General features: G+C 60.3%; 12 protein-coding genes. 6 read left to right on the forward strand and 6 right to left on the reverse strand.

Annotated features, from left to right (window positions below; genetic code table 11):
• Position 1: 1 nt before the first annotated feature.
• On the forward strand, positions 2 to 598 hold the full coding sequence (locus tag ACR0J2_RS22480; RefSeq protein ID WP_170682139.1) for a TetR/AcrR family transcriptional regulator: 597 nt from the start codon (positions 2 to 4) through the stop codon (positions 596 to 598).
• 11 nt (positions 599 to 609) lie between these two features.
• On the opposite strand, the gene ACR0J2_RS22485 is transcribed toward ACR0J2_RS22480, so the two are convergent.
• From ACR0J2_RS22485 to betB, 4 genes are all read right to left on the reverse strand, one after another.
• Positions 610 to 2574: a cytochrome c3 family protein gene (locus ACR0J2_RS22485; RefSeq protein WP_480813923.1), complete on the reverse strand. Its 1965-nt coding sequence runs from the start codon at positions 2572 to 2574 to the stop codon at positions 610 to 612.
• Positions 2575 to 2669: 95 nt separating this feature from the next.
• Positions 2670 to 3914, reverse strand: a complete 1245-nt coding sequence (locus ACR0J2_RS22490) for a DUF3179 domain-containing (seleno)protein (RefSeq protein ID WP_480813924.1) — start codon at positions 3912 to 3914, stop codon at positions 2670 to 2672.
• 32 nt (positions 3915 to 3946) lie between these two features.
• On the reverse strand, positions 3947 to 5614 hold the full coding sequence (locus ACR0J2_RS22495; RefSeq protein WP_480813925.1) for a sulfatase-like hydrolase/transferase: 1668 nt from the start codon (positions 5612 to 5614) through the stop codon (positions 3947 to 3949).
• A gap of 553 nt (positions 5615 to 6167) precedes the next feature.
• Positions 6168 to 7619 (reverse strand): betaine-aldehyde dehydrogenase, encoded by a 1452-nt coding sequence (gene betB, locus ACR0J2_RS22500; protein WP_480523654.1) that lies wholly within the window; start codon positions 7617 to 7619, stop codon positions 6168 to 6170.
• A gap of 1170 nt (positions 7620 to 8789) precedes the next feature.
• Between betB and ACR0J2_RS22505 the strand changes: the two genes are divergently transcribed.
• From ACR0J2_RS22505 to ACR0J2_RS22525, 5 genes are all read left to right on the forward strand, one after another.
• Entirely contained in the window at positions 8790 to 9068 is a 279-nt protein-coding gene (locus ACR0J2_RS22505; RefSeq protein ID WP_170615987.1) for a hypothetical protein, read from the forward strand.
• Positions 9069 to 9212: 144 nt separating this feature from the next.
• Positions 9213 to 11138: a S8 family peptidase gene (locus ACR0J2_RS22510; protein ID WP_480813926.1), complete on the forward strand. Its 1926-nt coding sequence runs from the start codon at positions 9213 to 9215 to the stop codon at positions 11136 to 11138.
• A 73-nt stretch (positions 11139 to 11211) separates the two neighbouring features.
• Entirely contained in the window at positions 11212 to 12291 is a 1080-nt protein-coding gene (locus ACR0J2_RS22515; protein ID WP_480813927.1) for a phosphotransferase family protein, read from the forward strand.
• Positions 12292 to 12293: 2 nt separating this feature from the next.
• Complete coding sequence (locus ACR0J2_RS22520) at positions 12294 to 13220, forward strand: T3SS effector HopA1 family protein (RefSeq protein ID WP_480813928.1); 927 nt, start codon at positions 12294 to 12296, stop codon at positions 13218 to 13220.
• Entirely contained in the window at positions 13217 to 14536 is a 1320-nt protein-coding gene (locus ACR0J2_RS22525; RefSeq protein ID WP_480813929.1) for a lanthionine synthetase LanC family protein, read from the forward strand. The genes ACR0J2_RS22520 and ACR0J2_RS22525 overlap by 4 nt, the downstream gene beginning before the upstream one ends.
• Here the strand turns inward: ACR0J2_RS22525 and ACR0J2_RS22530 are convergent, their stop codons facing one another.
• Positions 14537 to 16084 carry a trimethylamine methyltransferase family protein gene (locus ACR0J2_RS22530; RefSeq protein WP_480813930.1) on the reverse strand — a complete coding sequence of 516 codons (1548 nt, stop codon included), beginning with the start codon at positions 16082 to 16084 and terminating at the stop codon, positions 14537 to 14539.
• Entirely contained in the window at positions 16081 to 17418 is a 1338-nt protein-coding gene (locus ACR0J2_RS22535) for an MmgE/PrpD family protein (RefSeq protein WP_480813931.1), read from the reverse strand. Before ACR0J2_RS22535 ends, ACR0J2_RS22530 begins: the two co-directional genes overlap by 4 nt.
• Positions 17419 to 17464: the final 46 nt, after the last annotated feature.

The raw sequence follows: 17464 nt of genomic DNA on the forward strand, positions 1-17464 counted from the left end.
CTTGGCCCGTACCATCGCCAAAGATCACGATCAGAAACGTGCTCAAATCCTGAAATCGGCGGCACGGGTATTTGCCAATGAAGGGTTCGACCGTGCCTCGATGTCCTTGCTGGCCAAGGAGTGCGGGATATCAAAAGCCAATATCTACCACTACTACGACAGCAAGGATGCCATCCTGTATGACATCCTTGAAACCTACCTGCGTGATCTGCGCGACAGGATCTGCGGCATCAACACGGATGGCCTGACGGCTGAACAGAAGTTGCGGGCCGCGATAAAAGAAATCCTGTTCGCCTATCAGGGCGCGGATGATGAACATCGCGTTCAGGTCAGCGGCATGTCCGCACTGCCCGACGAGCAGCAAAAGGTCCTGCGCGGCTATCAGCGGGATCTGGTCAATTTCGTCAGCGACATCCTGAAAGAACTGGCTCCGGGTGTTCTTGGAACAGACAAGAACAAGCTGCGCGCCGCGACCATGTCCGTTTTCGGCATGTTGAACTGGTATTACATGTGGAACACTGGTGCAGGGTCAAAAGCGCGCGAAGATTACTCGGACGTGGTCAGCACACTGACCCTTCACGGAATTCAGAACCTGTAGAAGGCGTGTGTCTATTGGGCCAGGACCGAGGCGCGCAACTCGTTTAGGGCCTGACTGTCCGGCACTTTGCTCAGGGCCTCCTCCAGAATGGCCAGCGTCGCCTCGCGCCCGTCGACTGCTGCGGCAATCCGGACCATCATGACCCAGGCTTCTTCGCGTTGCGGATCCATGCGCACCACCTCGCGAAAGGCGCGTTTTGCTGCGGGAATATTTCTGAAGGTCAGCGCCATTCCACCCAGTACCAGATGGGTTTCCGGGAAGTCCGACCGCGCCCGCAGCGAGGCCCGCCACTCGGACATCGCCTGCTGCAACTTGTCCTGCTGCTGCTCCGGAAGACCGGCGGCAGGAAAATCCAGCATGGCCTTCGCAGCCTCGATCCGCACCATCCTTTCCGGGTCGTCGAGCAGTTCGTTTAGCCTGTCCGCCTGCAACCGGGGCGGCGCAGCCCTTTGAATTGCGATGGCCGTCGCCCTTATCAGCGGATCATCATGCGCCAACAGAGGTGCCATATCCTCGGCGGTAGTCTCATCCGCGACCTGAGACAACAGCCATAGGGCTGTTGCCCGGACCAGGCCCGCCTGACTGTCATCAAGCGCCAGAGAGTTCAGGTCCGGCTTGGCGCCCACTGGATCAGACCGCCCGGCCGCCAGCGTGACGCCGTAATGCGGGCGCGCTGCTGCATTCGGATGGTGTTTTTCTATCTCCGCCGCCGCCCATTCTGCCGACCGATCCGCGTGGCAGTCGGTACAGGCATCCGGTGCACCGGTTACGTCCGCCAGATCCGGCCTTGGGATACGAAAGCTGTGGTCCCTACGACCGTCTGTCCCCATATAGACACGCTCGATCATATGGCAGTTTTTGCACTGCGCACCCTCGGACCCCGCTTCATGGAAATGATGCGAAGGATCATCGTAGAGCTTTAGCGGCAAAGACGTGAAATCGGGATTGCCTGCCGGGGAATGGCATTGCGTGCAGACGCCGTTTCCGTCTGACTTCAATTCGGCGCTGTGGGCGTCGTGGCAATTCAGGCAAGTCACGCCCTTTGAATACATCCTGGATTGAAGAAACGACCCGTAGACATAGACCTCGTCCAAAATCTGCCCATCGGCGTGGTATAGGCCGGGGCGCAGCAATGACAGGTTGTAAGCCTCATGAAAACTGGTTCCGGGCATTGGGTTTCCCTCGCCAAACGGCTCACGTCGGGAATGGCAGGTCGCACATTGCTGTATCGCAGCCTCAGCCCCTGCCCCGGCGAAATCCATCGCAAATCCGTATCCCGCGGGCGCGGGCACCGATGAGGTTCCGGCAGATTCCGCCCAGTCGACATGCGCCGAACCGGGGCCGTGGCAGGCTTCGCATCCGACCCCCGTTTCGACCTGAACCGAAGCATAGGCCTGACGGCGTTCGTCATAGCGCTTTTCGAAACCGGTCGCATGGCACTCCGCGCAGCGGGCATTCCAGTTCTTGTATGGTCCGGTCCAGTGCAACCCGTCATCCGGCGGCAATGTCTGGTCGGGGTACAAGTGGTACCAACGACCGTTTTCGACATCCCAAACGACATCAAAGCTTTGCAATCGGCCCGGCTCGGTTTCGATCAGATACTGTTGCAGCGGCGCGACCCCGACAACGGAATGGACGGAATAGTCTTTCACCGTGCCGTCGGTCTCGGTCAGGTGAATGCGGTAGTTTCCGTTGTCGACTGAGAACTCGTATTGCACCCCGTCGTGCTCGAACCGGGTTCCGTCAAAGTCGGCCAGGACGGTATCCGGCGCGGGGCTGGTCCAGGCAAGCGCGTGATGCGACCCCATCCAGGCGTCGGTGGCATCCTGATGGCAGCCCTTACACTGCTCCGATCCGACATAGCGCAGGTCTGTGTTCTCCGACTGTATCTCTTGTCCCCTGACGGCAGCGGCAAGGTACGCCCAAGTTGCCAGAGCAAGGATCAGTACAATGCCGAAATGCGAAATCCTGCCCAAGCAACCGGGAAGGTCAATGCGCCGGGGAACCGCCCAGCGAGGCTTCCAAAAACAAGTGTGCCGTCGCAATTGGAATGCTCCCCGGGCCCGTCGGATCACGCGGCGGTCTCTCCAACCACGTCTTCACCACCTTCTACACGATTGATTTCGGTGTTTGGAAAAAACTCGGACCAAACATGCCAGAACACGCCGGCCCGCAGCGTCTCGACCCTCTGCAACTGGCCCTGATCCGAAACACCCCAGAAGTTGCATCGGGTCACGGGCTGGCCGCTGTCGTTGTACCAGACACCCAAACTCTCATAACGTGGGTCCAGACTGACAACGACGTCGCGCCCGCCAACCCGCGCGTTCACGATCCAGTCATTCTCGACAATGAAATCGTCGGTCCAGCAGGCCGCATCATCCCCGATTGTGATCCCCCAGACATAGGTCTTGTTCGGCAGCCGATTGTCCGAGCGTTCCATGTTGTCCATCACCGGCGCATCTTCCTGATGCTGGCGGGAAATACCCCAGCCAAAAGTGATTTCCGTCACCATGTCCAGCAGGCGCAGCAGCAGGTTCGAAGAGGGTTTGTTCAGGTAAACCTCGCCGTCGGGAAAGGCCTTCTGAAACCCGCGAAACGTCATCCGATACGTGGGCCATGGCTTCATCCGAGCTTCCGGCCGCAGGGGGCAGGCAGGTCCGTCCGCATTCGGGTCGCGATCCGCTTCGCGGAAGCCGTATATATGCTGAATCGGCTCGCCGGTATCATTGTCACGCAGGATCAGATTGTTGCCGTGCTGGGCCAGAACCTCAAGGTTCAGCCGCTTGCCTTCGATGGCCGGCGAATATCCCTGACCGAGATTGGCCATGGCACAGTAGGTCATCACGACGTCTTCGCCGCCCAGACCTTTTTCATTGCCCGCCAGATGCGGGCGCATAATCTGCGCATCCGGATGGGCGCGGGCGTGCCCATTGTTTTCGATCACGATAACCGGCGCCGTCGACCCGACGTATTTCCGGGCTTCGCTGATTGGAAAATACTGCGCCGTGTTAAGCTGGTTCCGCAAACCCAGATGCACCCAGACATAGGGAAACCCGTACAGGAATATCACCAGCAGCGCGGCGACAAACCAAAGCCAGAGCGGACCACCGCCAAACAGGAAATGCGCCAGCGTTGAAACGGCAAAGCCACTCAGCCCTATGCCGATGAGGCGGTATTCGTTTCGGATGAACCGCACCATATTTTCGCGCTTCACCTTCAACAGCATCTGCGAGATGTCGCCAAGATCGCGGAAATAGACAAATCCGATCCCAAGCGAGGCGATCAGGCCAACAGCGAAGAGTATGTTTCCGACCATCTGCACCTCGTGATCCTGTTCCGGTTTTTGCGTTATTGCTGCGCAGAGGCGCGTTTGGTCATGAACGCATCTACGGCCTGTTGCGTTTCGGGGCGTATGTTCTCGATCCCTTCATAGGGCACACCGTAGGCAGGCGTTGTATCGGGATATTTCTCTTTTCTTGCCATGTGACGCCCCAGAATCCGCGCGAACTCCTGACCGCCCCAGGCGCCAACCTCGGTCGAGACCGAGTATTCTTCGCGTGTGTCCCGGTAGAGATCAAAGAACTTCGCGAGAATCGCACTTTCCCCGGGCCCCGGCAGTTTCAGCTTAAGCTGGTCTTTCACAACGGCCTCAGGCTTGTTGACCGAATAGATGATGACATGATCGCGCCGCGCCTTGGTTTCATCGGCAAACAACAGGGCGGCCGATTGGTCCACCCCGTCAACCAGACGATCTCGTGGGATATGCTGATCGGCCCCGGCGAACCGGGAGAGCGTTGTGTAAAGATCCGAGACGTGAATGATGCTGTTCAGCAGACCATCAGCCTCGATCATACCAGGCCAACGGATGAAGGCATCGACGCGGACACCGCCTTCGGTCGTGTCACCTTTGCCACCTGCATAGATCAACGGCGTAAAGCCGGATTGTGGAGCGTATTTTGTGAAGTGTCCGTTATCGCCCATCACTACGACAACGGTGTTGTCGGTCAGCTCAAGTTCATCCAAGCGGGCAAACAGATCGCCCAGCCACTGATCCAGCAGCTGCATCTTGTCGACATAAAGTCCCCCATTCACGCTTTCCGGTCCCGATCGTCCGGCACGGGTGTTGTCCAGCGGGATCATCGGCCAGTATTGCAGGAAGAACGGATGCTCACCGCCTGCAAGGCGATCCAGTTCCTCCAGCGTCTTGTCCTGGAACGCCTGGTTCATCTCGTCATATTTAGCGGCATTCCAGCGTTCACCGGTTTCCATGCGGATTTCACGGATTGGGCCGCCGGTTTCACCTTCGATCACGGTCATCATTGCAGCAGCATCCGGCCGGAACCAGCCGTCCAGCGTGTACTTGTCGTCGTAATCCCGGATCGCGACCGAAACCTGTTCCCTGATCGCGTCGTCGTTGAAAATGGTCAGCTGCCCCTGCTGGTGGATTGCGTGCTGAGCGTAATCAAATCCCTGGTTCATCGCCCAGCTTTCAGCGATGTCGCCCATATGCCACTTGCCCACATGACTGGTCGCATAGCCCGCCTGTTTTAGGACCTCGGCCAGCGTGACTTCGTTCTCCGGCAGGCCAAAACCTGCGATATCGACTGTCGTGTCGCCCATGCCCATCCGCACCGGCAACCGCCCGGTCATCTGCGCCACCCGCGTCGGCGTACAGGAGGGTTCGGTATACATGCGTACCATTCGCATGGCCTGATCCGAGAAATCGTTGATATTCGGCGTTTCATATCCCCGCACGGCGTTCAGCTCGGGTATTCCCATGTCGCCAAAACCCATATCGTCGATCAGCACACTGACGATGTTCGGTGGGTTGCCTCCGTTGCCGTCCCGAAATGCGGCCAGAGCGTCGTCGACCGCAGCGTCATCCTGTGCCCATTGGTCTTCATGCTGGGACTGAAGAATGTAAAACTCGGCATCGTGTATGATCGGAGCATCCTGCGCAAATCCAGGCGACGCGAAAAGACCTGCCGTCAGCACCCGATAGCAAAACTGTTTCATACACTTCCCCCCAGATAGACATTTTACCGGCTGACCGCCGGGTGTTTCACATCGATACATTGCGATACTAAATGTGAACTTCCCACGCACGCAACCTTCCGGGCAAAACGTCAGGGGCGGAATCGCCTGGGCTCAGCAAGCTCGGCGATGCATTTTTCGGAGCCGCAACCCAAAGACCCAATCACACAATCTTCAGAACGGGCGATGAGCGGGTCGACTAATTTCCGATGGCTTGTGGTATGATATGCTCACGGGTCGGCGACCTTGATTGCCGCGGCAAAACCACCTCAATCGTACTCGAAAAATTTCAGGAGTTAAGACTTGGGTAGAAGCCAACTGCGCTTGTTCGGGCGCTGCCCCGCAAGGCTTGCGTACACGCGACCGCCCGGCCATCAAGCCGTCACCGTGGCGCATTTCGACCTCGTGCATTGACAGGCCCAACTGCATTGGCCCCATAAAACCACTCGCCGAAGCGAAAAAACAAAAGCCGGATCGGCCAAAAGGCAATCATGCCAATGGCCGAACCGGCATCCTTTTGCACCGTTGTCGTGCTTTAGTATGGCGCCTCAAGCGGCGTCATGCGGACATAGACGGATTTGAGCTGGCTGTAATGTTCGATCGCAGCCTTGGAGTTCTCGCGCCCGACCCCCGATTGCTTGACGCCACCAAACGGCGCTTCGACCGGCGCATCATTGTACGAGTTGATAAAGCAGCTTCCGGCATCCAGTTGCGCGATGACCCTGTGCCCACGTTTCAGATCGCTGGTGAACACACCGGCGGCCAAACCGAAATCGGTGGCATTGGCGCGCGTGATCACCTCTTCCTCGGTTTCGAAATCCAGCACGGCCATCACGGGACCAAAGATCTCTTCAACCGCGATCTTCATGTCGTCGGTAACGTCGGCGAAAACCGCAGGCGTCATCCAGTTGCCCGGACGTTCAATCCGTTCGCCGCCACAAACCAAGCGGGCCCCTTCGGATTTCCCTGCCTCGATATAGCTTTGGGCGATCTCCAACTGACGCGCGCTGACCAGCGGGCCAAAATTGGTGGCCTCATCCTGCGGGTCACCGATGATCGCGTTGGCAAGCCGCTCCTGCAGGCGGTTCAGAAACGCGTCCTTGATGCCCTTCTGAACAAACACACGTGTCCCGTTCGAACACACCTGCCCCGAAGAATAGAAGTTGCCAAGGATCGCGCCACTGACGGCGTCTTCCAGATCGGCATCGTCAAACACGATCATCGGAGACTTGCCGCCGAGCTCCATCGTGACATGTTTCATGCCCGCAGCCGCAGCGGCATAGACCTTTCGCCCGGTGGGCACCGAACCGGTCAGCGATACCTTGTCCACCCGGGGATCAGTGACAAGGGCAGCGCCGGTTTCACCCCGCCCCTGCAGCACGTTGAACAGACCCGGCGGCAGGCCTGCCTCGGACAGGATTTCAGCAACCTTGAGCGCGCAGAGCGGAGTTTCTTCAGAAGGCTTGAAAATCACGGCGTTGCCGCAGGCCAGTGCTGGCGCGGCCTTCCAGCAGGCAATTTGCGTGGGGTAGTTCCAAGCACCGATGCCGACACACAGTCCCAGCGGTTCGCGCCGGGTGTAGACCCAGTCTTCGCCAAGCTGTATGTGCTCGCCGGTCAGGCTGCCTGCAAGACCGCCAAAATACTCCAACGCATCTGCGCCCGATGTTGCGTCCGCAACCAGGGTTTCCTGCAACGGCTTGCCGGTATCATAGGTTTCCAGCACTGAAAGCTCATGGTTGCGTTCGCGCATGATGTCGGCGGCTCGGCGCAAGATGCGCCCGCGTTCGGTGCCGGACATGGCGCCCCAGGCTTTTTGCGCCGTCCGGGCCAGCGCGATCGTCTGATCGACGAGTTCGGGCGAGGCCTCGTGCAACCGCGCGATCACCTCTCCGGTCGCTGGGTAAATCACATCAAGGGATCGACCATTTTCATCTTCAAGATAGGCGCCATTCACGTAATGGCTGGCCTGAGGCTGCGCGATCATGTTCTGAGGTCTCCGAAACATGGCTGATGGGTAGTCCGGAACTGGTTTTCTCCGGCGGGTTTGTATTGCGAACGTATGGTTCTGAGCAGACGGCGAGCGCGGATCGAACCGGTCATTTTATCTGCGGGGATGACCATGGTGGATTTTTATTGATCAGTCAATCAACTAACCGGATGATCCCATGCACACCGTCAGAGACCACGTTCGCAACTGTTTCCGACATCAGAATCCTGTTCGTAAAATCCCCAGTTGGAGAAGAGCCCTGACCGACCGGCTGACGCGGGCCGCCCCAGTTCCTGTCGCCGCAAAATAGGGGAATCGATAGCGGACCGGTCGTCCCGGACCCAGCGCCGAAACGGGGATCCGAATTGGGGCGTTCGCAAGCACAACCCCGGCGGCAACCCAATCAGCCGAGCCAAATTGACCATCAACGCAATGTGCGCGAGCGACCCGGCCTAACAAACCCGCTGCGTTGCAACCGCTCCGGACAACCTCGGGATGTGCGCAGCTTATCAACCTTTTACACGAGACCGGACCGGAAAACCTCTTTCTGCAAACGCTGGATCATTGACGCCGAACCGGGCTGGTGCACAGGCAAGCCGTCCATTCCGGCGCCCGGCGGACTCTGTTTAGAATTGAAAAAACCAGCCTAAAACGCTATTATGATCGCGTTTATACGAGTTATTGAATGTAGACGGCGGGCACCACTTTTTCTCCGCTCGGTGGCCTCAGAGCCATTGTTCCAAAGGATTGCGGCTTGAACTGCGGCTGGACCTGACCGAAGCATACAGCGCCCCTTCGACAGCAGGCTTTTCTGCCTCTGCCGGAACGCTCCCGCTTTCGGATGAAACACCAGACACGTGCCGTGGCATTAACAAGTTAATCCGTATTCTTTTGACCTGATGCTTTGACGCCCGGGCGAGCCCGCATCTGCGCAGGTATTGAAAGAAACGGTCATGAGCACTCCCCGCTCGAATCTCCGACGAGAATTTGATATGGCTCCGTGTATTACGCCGGATCCCGTACGAACCGAGGTTGTGAAATGGCACTCCTTCACAAAACAGGTGTTGAGAAGACCACAACGGATCGAACCGCCTGGATCCACCGGGAGCATATTCTGTCGCGAGACCTTTCGTCAGACACCACCCACCCTTTGCAAAGGGTCCGGCCGTGAATATGCGCGTTATGGTCGAGATTACCGCGTCTGCACATTTCGATTTGCAGGATCCCGAAGCACTGGCCACTCAGATGAGAAAGCTGGGGTTCGAACTCGACCCGGATCTGGAACCTGTCCCGATGAACGAGACGGGCCACGGCGCACAAAGGCAGCCGACCAGCGTGATACTCAGCGGAACCATTGCCGACGCGGAAGCTCTGGACGCACTCAATCAGCGGCCGGACGTCATAAACATTTGGGGCGATACGCCAATTGCGCCTTTTGCCCCGTAGGCCGCGTTCAACCTGCTGAACCGGATTTCTTCCACCACTCAAACTCAACCAATCCCGAAATCTGTCGTGGCGACGTTCGCCGCGACCGACAACCTGCGCAACCAGTTTCCAGTTCACCAAATTTAACCCAATGGAGGTATAAAGATGGCTGCTAAAAAAACCACGCGTGGCAGGAAGTCCAACGGCGACAACGGCTCGCCCCCAAACGGAGTTCCCCAGCCCACTGACGGCAAGGGCCGGCTGAGCATACTGGTCGAAATGCGCTATACACCCGGCGGCTCCGGTCCCATGGCGATGTCCTCGGCCGAAGGTTTCTCGGGCGACGGCTTCGCTGTCGACAATGAATTCGAGCCCGTCAGCATGGGCGGCACCGGAAGCGCCGAATTTGCCGCTTCGGGTCAGGCCCCTGACGAAACCTTCGTGGTGCGCGGCACCGTTGCAAGCGAAGACGCAATGGCAGCCTTGCGCAACCGCCCCGAAGTGGCCGGTGTCTGGCGCGACGTCCCAATCGACGGCTTCCCCGTCGACAATCCGTACGGGCCGCAGACAAGCGGCGGCATGGCAGCATGCCCGATCCCGCCCTGCGACTGCAGCCCCGGCACGCCAAAGGGTAACATGGCCGACGTCGCCACCTATCTGGGGGTCGATCAGGTCTGGGCGGCGGGGTTCCGTGGAAACGGAATTGTTGTCGGCGTTTTGGACAGCGGCATCACCGCGCAAGGCCGACCGGTCAAGAACGGAGAGACCTCGCGTCGCATCCCGCGCGTAATCGGCGGATGGCCGTCAGACTGGGGCACCGAATCCGGCAAATGGGGCAATCACGGCAACATGTGCGCCACCGATGTTCTTGGCATGGCGCCCGAAGCCCAGCTTTACGATCTGCGGATTGCCGGATCTGGCGGCTCGCCCGGGACGATCAGCCGGGCATTGCAGGCGTTCAACTGGTCCATCAACCAGTTCCGAAGCAATGGCACTCCGCAAGTTCTGACAAACAGTTGGGGTATTTTCCAGGAAACATGGGATACCACCTATGCCCGCAACCCCAACCACCCGTTTACCCGCAAGGTGGTCGAGGCGATCAACGAAGGCATTCTCGTGCTCTTCGCCGCCGGTAACTGCGGAGATACCTGCCCCGACAACCGTTGCGGCGCCGATAACGGCCCGGGACGCAGCATCTGGGGTGCAAATGGCCACCCGCTGGTGATGACCGTAGGCGCGGTGAACAAGAACGAAGAGTTCATCGGATACAGCAGCCGCGGACCTGCCGCTCTGGATTCGAACAAGCCTGACTTCTGTTCCATCAGCCATTTCACGGGGTATTTCACAAGTGACTCCGGCACCTCGGCGGCGACGCCGATCCTTGCGGGTGCGGTGGCGTTGCTGAAGCAATCCCAGCCCAGCGCAACGCAGGCACAGCTGAAATCCATACTGAAAGCAACGGCCAAGGATATCGGGGCCAGCGGCTTCGACCAGCATTCCGGATCCGGCATTGTCCAGATCAAGGCCGCATATGACCGGTTGCACCGGCCTGTTCGCAGAACGATCGTCGGACCCGCATGCCCGCGCAGAACGGTGGTTGGACCCCTTTGCCCGCGCCGGACCCTGACCGGGCCGTGGTGTCCGCGTCCGACAACCGTCGGGCCGCGCTGCCCGCGCCGGACTTTGGTTGACCCATGGTGCCCGCGCCGGACCCTGGTCGGGCCGTGGTGCCCGCGTCCGACAACCGTCGGGCCACGCTGCCCGCGCCGGACCTTCACCGGACCGTGGTGTCCACGCCCGACCCTGAGCGGGCCGAGATGCCCTCGGGTCACGCTGGTAGGCTGTCCGCGCCCGACACTTGCAGGATGTCCGCGTCCGACGCTCGCAGGCTGCCCACGTCCTACGCTGGCTTGCTTCCGCGCTGGCGACGAAGATTACTATGACAGCGGCTGGGACGACGGATACGACGACTGGGACGACGGATACGCGATGTACGAAGACGCCTATGACGATGAATGGGTGGATGAGTATGGCGCCGAGTCCGACGCCGACTATTGGGACGACGACTACGGGTATGATGACGAGTACTAAGTCATCCTGCCGGATGTAACGACCACGCACCCTCGGGCCAACCGCCCGGGGGTGTTCCTGAGGGCCTTACGACATGACCGATGCCGCCATTCGTTCGAACACAGAACCATCGCGCAGGCCGCGTGCGGAAAAACGGGTCGCTTCTGTTCTGCGCAGCCGTAACCTGATCCCCACAGCGCGGATCGTGCAACAGGGCATGCGCATCATGGCAACCCGGCGCGACCGCGCGACAACAGCCACTGTTCATCTGGGCGGACAGGGAACGTTTCTGGTCAAACTGGGCACCCGATCCGCCAGCAACTGGAACCGGCGCGAGATCGCCTGCTATCAGGCGATACAATCGCTCAGCCCCGGCATCGCGCCCTATCTGGCGCATTCCGATCCGGATCGAGGCATCCTGATCACCGAACTTCTGGACCCGGCCACAACCCTGCACGACTTCATGGGGCGCAACCCCTTGGATGACCCAGCCGTGCTTGATGGCCTAGCAAACGTGCTGGCCCGTCTGCATCAGGGACACGTAGATGACACGCACCTTCCCTCGGCTCGTCCCTGGATGCTGGCCGAGGATTCCGGTGGGCTGCACGAACAGTTGCATCACCTCCTGCCCGATCCGGCTGCGCGTGCGGCGGTCATGGCCTGCATCAACCGCGCTCAGGCAACATGGCGGGAAACCTGCCTCATCCATGGCGATCTCAAATGGGACAACTGCCTGCTGCAATCCGGCCCGGATGGCACGGTGCAGATCCGGCTGGTCGATTGGGAACTGGCGGGTCTGGGCGATCCCGCCTGGGACGTCGCAACGGCCGTGCAGGAGTACCTTCAGCTGGCGCAACTGCCCGGCAGCCCGGACAACAAGCCACTTGCCTCTGTCCCTGAAAACGAAGCCGGCCGGGCTGCGGTCCATCTGTATTCAGCCTACACGCGCGCCACCGGCACTTCAGGATCCGCAAATACGGATTTCCTGAAAAGATGCAGCCTCTACACCGGTATCCGACTTGTCCAGACCACAGTCGAGTTGCAATCGATGGAAAGCCCGGACGGGACGCGCAGTCAGGTAGCCTTGGCCATGGCGCTGAGGGTGTGCCAGACTCCGAAATGGCTTGAAACCCTTCTTCGGGACGGGCCGCGAATTGGAACAGGATCGGTATAGCAATGGGTGCTGATGCGCTGGACGAGGCCTTACCTGCGGCGTTTGACGTCATTTCGCGGGTATTGGCCAGTGGACCCCTTAGGAGCGGCGATCCCGCCCCCCTGACGGATGCGCTCTATCGGGACTGGTATTGTGCAGTCGGTGAAAAACCGGGCCTGAATGCAGAAGACCGCGATCTGTGCGAGTTGCTGAGAACAGCGCACGCATCCTCGCACCGATGGGAGGACGGGTGGCATGTCGCGAAAGTGTCCAGACGCGGCAAGGTTGCCGTAACGCGCGGACGCGAAAGGCGGGTGCTCCACGTGATCGATTGCCTGCCCGAAGATGGCCGTGGCGCGCGTATTCGCCCCGGCGACACCGTTTCGGTTGTGGCCCGCCGGGATTCCGAAACCATGAACCCTGGCGATTACGTCACCTTCTCGGAACCCTGGCATGCAAACCGGCACCCGATTGTCCGGGTGTACTGGAACGTAATGCCAATAGGTGCACCTGTTCTGGTTCACGCGCTGAGTCAGGCTTTGGGCGACGCATTCCCATATTTCCTTAAGTGCCCCAGACGCCCGGCCGAATATGATCGCCGGGATGCGCTTGTCCTTTATCTGCCCCGACCAGATTTCGCAAAGGCAGCCCAGGCCATCGCCGCTACCGCCAGGCTTGCATGCGACGACCTGCGTGATCCGGTTCCCCCCCTGACCAGAAAGCTTTGCCCCGGGGTCAGCGTGGCCGACGACCCGGCAGCACGGGGAGAAAGCTTTGGGTCGTCCCGATGCGCGTTGGTGGCGCGGGGTGTTCTGCGCTGCGTTGATCGAGGTATCGAACAGCCCACGGACTGGGTCAAATCCGTGCGCGCCGTATTCTCGTCCGAAGGCATCGCACCGGATCGGCCATGGGCCGAAGCTGCCGACAGCCCGGAGTACGCATTGCCGTGAGAAAACTGGACCCATCACCCCCGCCTTCCGAAGGCAACCAAGACCCGGCCTTTCTTGCGGTCGCCACTGCTATCGCGGATCAACTGGTGCGCGATGCTGTCCGGGACGAAGATTGCTGCACCTGGCTTGGGTATGAAATGGATCTGGTCGACGGGGAATGGCGGTCCGTTTACCAGACAATCGACGAATCCCTTTACGGCGGACTGGCCGGGGTTGCACTGTTCCTTGCGGAGATGTGGCGGCAAACCCGCAATCCAGACTACGCCAACACCGCATCCGGCGCAGCCAACGGCGCCATGCACCTGATACGTGAACGGCGCAGCGTCACACCGCACGGATGGTACAGCGGCCTCATCGGCACTCTGAGCACCGTTCGGTCCGTGTACGACATGCTGCCAGAAACGGAGATGGCAGACGATACGAATATTCTGCGCGAAGCTCTGACGGCGCCGCCCCCACAGGATGGCAGCTTTGACCTGATCGCCGGGCCATCGGGAACGATTGCGGGCTTGCTGACACTGCACGGCCCAGAGTCCGGCGATAATATCTTGCGCGCCTGTCACCTCAATGGCGAATGGCTGTTGGACCGGGCGCAGTCCGGACCTGGTATCGGACTGTCATGGCAGGAAGAAAATGCGGAAACGTCACACGCCTTTCCACATTGCGGCCTTGCACACGGTGCCTCTTCCCCAGCGCTCGCGCTGCTGGAGCTTTGGGCCGCGACCCGGGACGAACGTTATCGCAAAGCCGGTTTCCGCGCCTTTGAGTACGAGCGGCAATGGTTCGATCGCCACCAATGCGGCTGGCCCGATCTGCGCGATGTCAGGGCCGATCAGGCCGGTGACCCCAAAGCAATGGTTTACCCCACCTACTGGTGTTACGGGTCGGGCGGCATCGCATTGTCGCGGCTTCGGGCCTGGCAATTGACCAGCGACAAGACAGCCCTTGCAGAAGCCAACGCCGCCATCTTCGCCTGCAAGCGACGGGCGCGGCAGGCACTGACCACCGAACGCGCCGGTTTCGAAGAAAACGCAAGCGTTTGCCATGGCCTTGGAAGTATCGTCGAACCCCTGATCTACTCATCTCAGCTCCGCCCTGATCCCGAGGCAATAGCCCTGGCCCGTGAACTTGGTCTGGCAATGCGACCCCCTGCAAACGGGGAATGGAGATGCGGCCTGGTCGAAGGCGGTGAAACGCCAGGCCTGATGCTTGGTTTGGCGGGGATCGGGCGCATGTATCTGGGCCTCTGCGACCCAGGCCGGTTCCGGCCATCCGGCCTTGTATTGCCTGCGCCCGAGCGCGGGGATTCGGCCTGATCAACCCTTGGCGTGTCCCAGCCGGCGAATGGGAAACCGCGCGCGGATTTCCGCGTCCAGCCGAACCGGGATATGACCGGGGTCGGGGGCCGCCAGCAATTCGCGGGTACGCTGCCGGGCCCGTTCCAGCAGATCCTTATCTGTCGCCGCCGCCCATTCCTGTGGCGTGCGCCGGTCCGCCATCGCCGGATAGTAATAGTCGCTTTCCATCCGGTTCAGCGTCTGATCATGCGCTAGAAAATGTCCCGGCCCTCCGACACAGACATCGCGGATGGTTTCAAGGGACAACGTGTCTTCCGAAACCTCGAACCCGCGCGTTGCGCGCATCACCGAACCGATCATGTCATTGTCGAGAACAAAGCTTTCTAGCGAACAGCCCAGAAGCGAACCATACATCCCTGCCGCCTCGTAGATCAGGTTGGCACCCGACAGCGCGGACAACAACTCGGTACAGCCCTTTTCATATCCGGCCTGAAAGTCCGGCATCTTGCTATCGGTCATCCCTGCGCTGACTGCGCAGGGAATGTCATAAAACCGCGCCATCTGTGCACAGGCCGCCATCAGCAGCCCCTGTTCCGCACTGCCGCCCGACATCGCACCGGTACGCAGATCACTGACAAAGGGTAAGGCTCCAAAAGTGGCCGGATGACCGGGATTCAGCAGATTGACATATACCAGCCCTGCCAGCACCTCGGCGGTCTGCTGGGCAACCGCCCCGGCCAGCGGTGCGGGGCTGGTGGCGCCCGCCTGCCCCGCCGAAACCAGCTTTAACGGAATGCCATGGCGCGCGGCAGTCGCGATGACTTCCAGCGCCTCTTCGGCAAAGTTCAGCGGCGGCACCACAAAACAGGTTGAGATACAAAGCGGCGGCCGTGCCCGCAGCGCCTCGGGACCGCCGGTGATCATCGTCAGCATACCGACGGCCTCTTCCAGAACGGCTGCCGAACCGAATGAGGTGCCAACCGGCTTGGCCGTTCCCTTCAGGCACGCGTAAAGCGTGTTCAGATCCATCTCGCGCGGGTCCGTGATGTCCCGCGCCACCACGGTGCGCTGGAACATGTGGATGTTGGGCAGCGCTTCGGCCAGCCGCGCCATATCGTAAAGATCGCGCAAGGTCGTGTCGCGGATCTGACCGGTTTCGCTGTCGATGATATGAACCGCCGCACCCGACGTGCCGAAATGCGTTCGCGCACCTGACGGGTCCAAATCATGCTCGGGCCGCTGGCCAAACAGGTGAAACCCGCGGCCGGCGGTTTCAAGGACCCGCCGCACCAAAGGTTCGGGAAACAACAGCCGCCTGTCCGTGGTCAGGGACCCACCGGCAGCACAGACCGTGTCGATGCAGTCCCGGGTCGCCCCTTTCAGCCCGATTTCCCCAAGAATACGCATCGCCGTGGTATCGATCAGCGAAAGTTCCCTGGCCGAAAGTGCGGCGAACTTTCCGCCTTCGATCCCCGGCCAGATCGCCTCGGTCACGCCCATTCCCGCGCCATCCTGCCTTGCGTGCCTGCGGGCGGCGCGTCCGCCGTTGCGTTTACGTGCAGTCATTGATCGATCCTGTCAAAAAAACTGGCAACGTTGTCCGCCTGCGGCCAGTTGAGTGCAGTCTTGTAACTGTCCTCAGGCAATCCAGTCAGACCAGAAAACTTGTCCGCCAACTGGTCAGGCGTCATTGGGTTGGATGGATGACCCAGAGGGGCGGCGCAGGTGGCCTGGACAATCTCGCCACTTGTCAGTTCAACCCTGAGCCTGTCTGGCTGATCCGGGTCATAATTCAGCGCCGGGTTTTTGGCCTGTTCTGCCTTGACGGTGGTCAAATCGATCAACCGGGCAACTTCGGGGTCGGCCCAGAACGCATCCGCGCTGTCGCGCAGCGATAGCTGTCCCTTTGCCAGAACTTGCGCAACACAGGCCGGAGCCGAAAACAGGGCTTCGGTACGCGATGCCGGGCGATCGAATGGCAGGATTTCATAGTGGAAATCTGGCATGAATGCCTCGATGGCCGTAATCCCATGCACGCCCCCGGCCAGTCGCGAACGGATTTCCACCGCCGCAGTCATCAGGCGGTGCGTGTATCCGCACGAGGGCCAGGGTTTCAGGATCAGCCCATAATCGGACAGAGCCCAGTCCCGCCCCAACCGCGACATGACGCCTGAGAACCGTTTCGCATCATAGTCACTCAGAAGCCCTGCAAACCCGCGTTCGTGGTCCATTACATGCGGTTGCCCCGTCAGGCCCTGGGCTGCCAGCAAGGCGGCCTCAACACCGTTGCGGGCGGCCCAACCGGCCTGCAAGGGCTTGGCGTTGGACCCGAATTGCCTTGTGTAGCCCGCTGCCTGCGACACCGCGAAAGACAGGGCATGCACTGTCTGGCCCGCCGACAGCCCCAACAACCGCGAAACCGCCCCGGCGACACCGATGACACCCAGCGTGGCCGTGGAATGAAACCCACGTGCATAATGCGCCAATGACACCGCTTTACCCAATTGCATGATGATTTCGGCCCCCACGGCATAGGCCGTCATCAGGTCCTTTCCGGAAACCGGGGTCAGATGCGCGGACGCCAGCAAGGCGGGCAGCAGAACAACAGTCGGGTGGGTATTTCCCGGCTCTTCCCAGTCATCCAGATCCCAGGCATGGCCCGCGACCCCGTTTACCAGCGCGGCAACCGGGGCCGACAGGGTCTGATCCGCACCGTAAACACGGACCGGACCGCGCGCGACCAAGGCCAACGCCGCCCGTGTTTGACGCGCCACCGCACTGTTCGCGCCAGCCAGTATGCACCCGAAACAATCGACGACCGCCGGGGCAGTCTGCGCCTGTACAGACGGGTCCGGGCGGGCCGCAACCGCAAATTGCGCAAGTGTTTCAATGGCCGTCACGGTGTACCCCCTTTCGGCTGAGTGGACCCGGAAAGCAGCGTCATCC

It is taken from the genome of Ruegeria sp. CG4 (assembly GCF_056537185.1).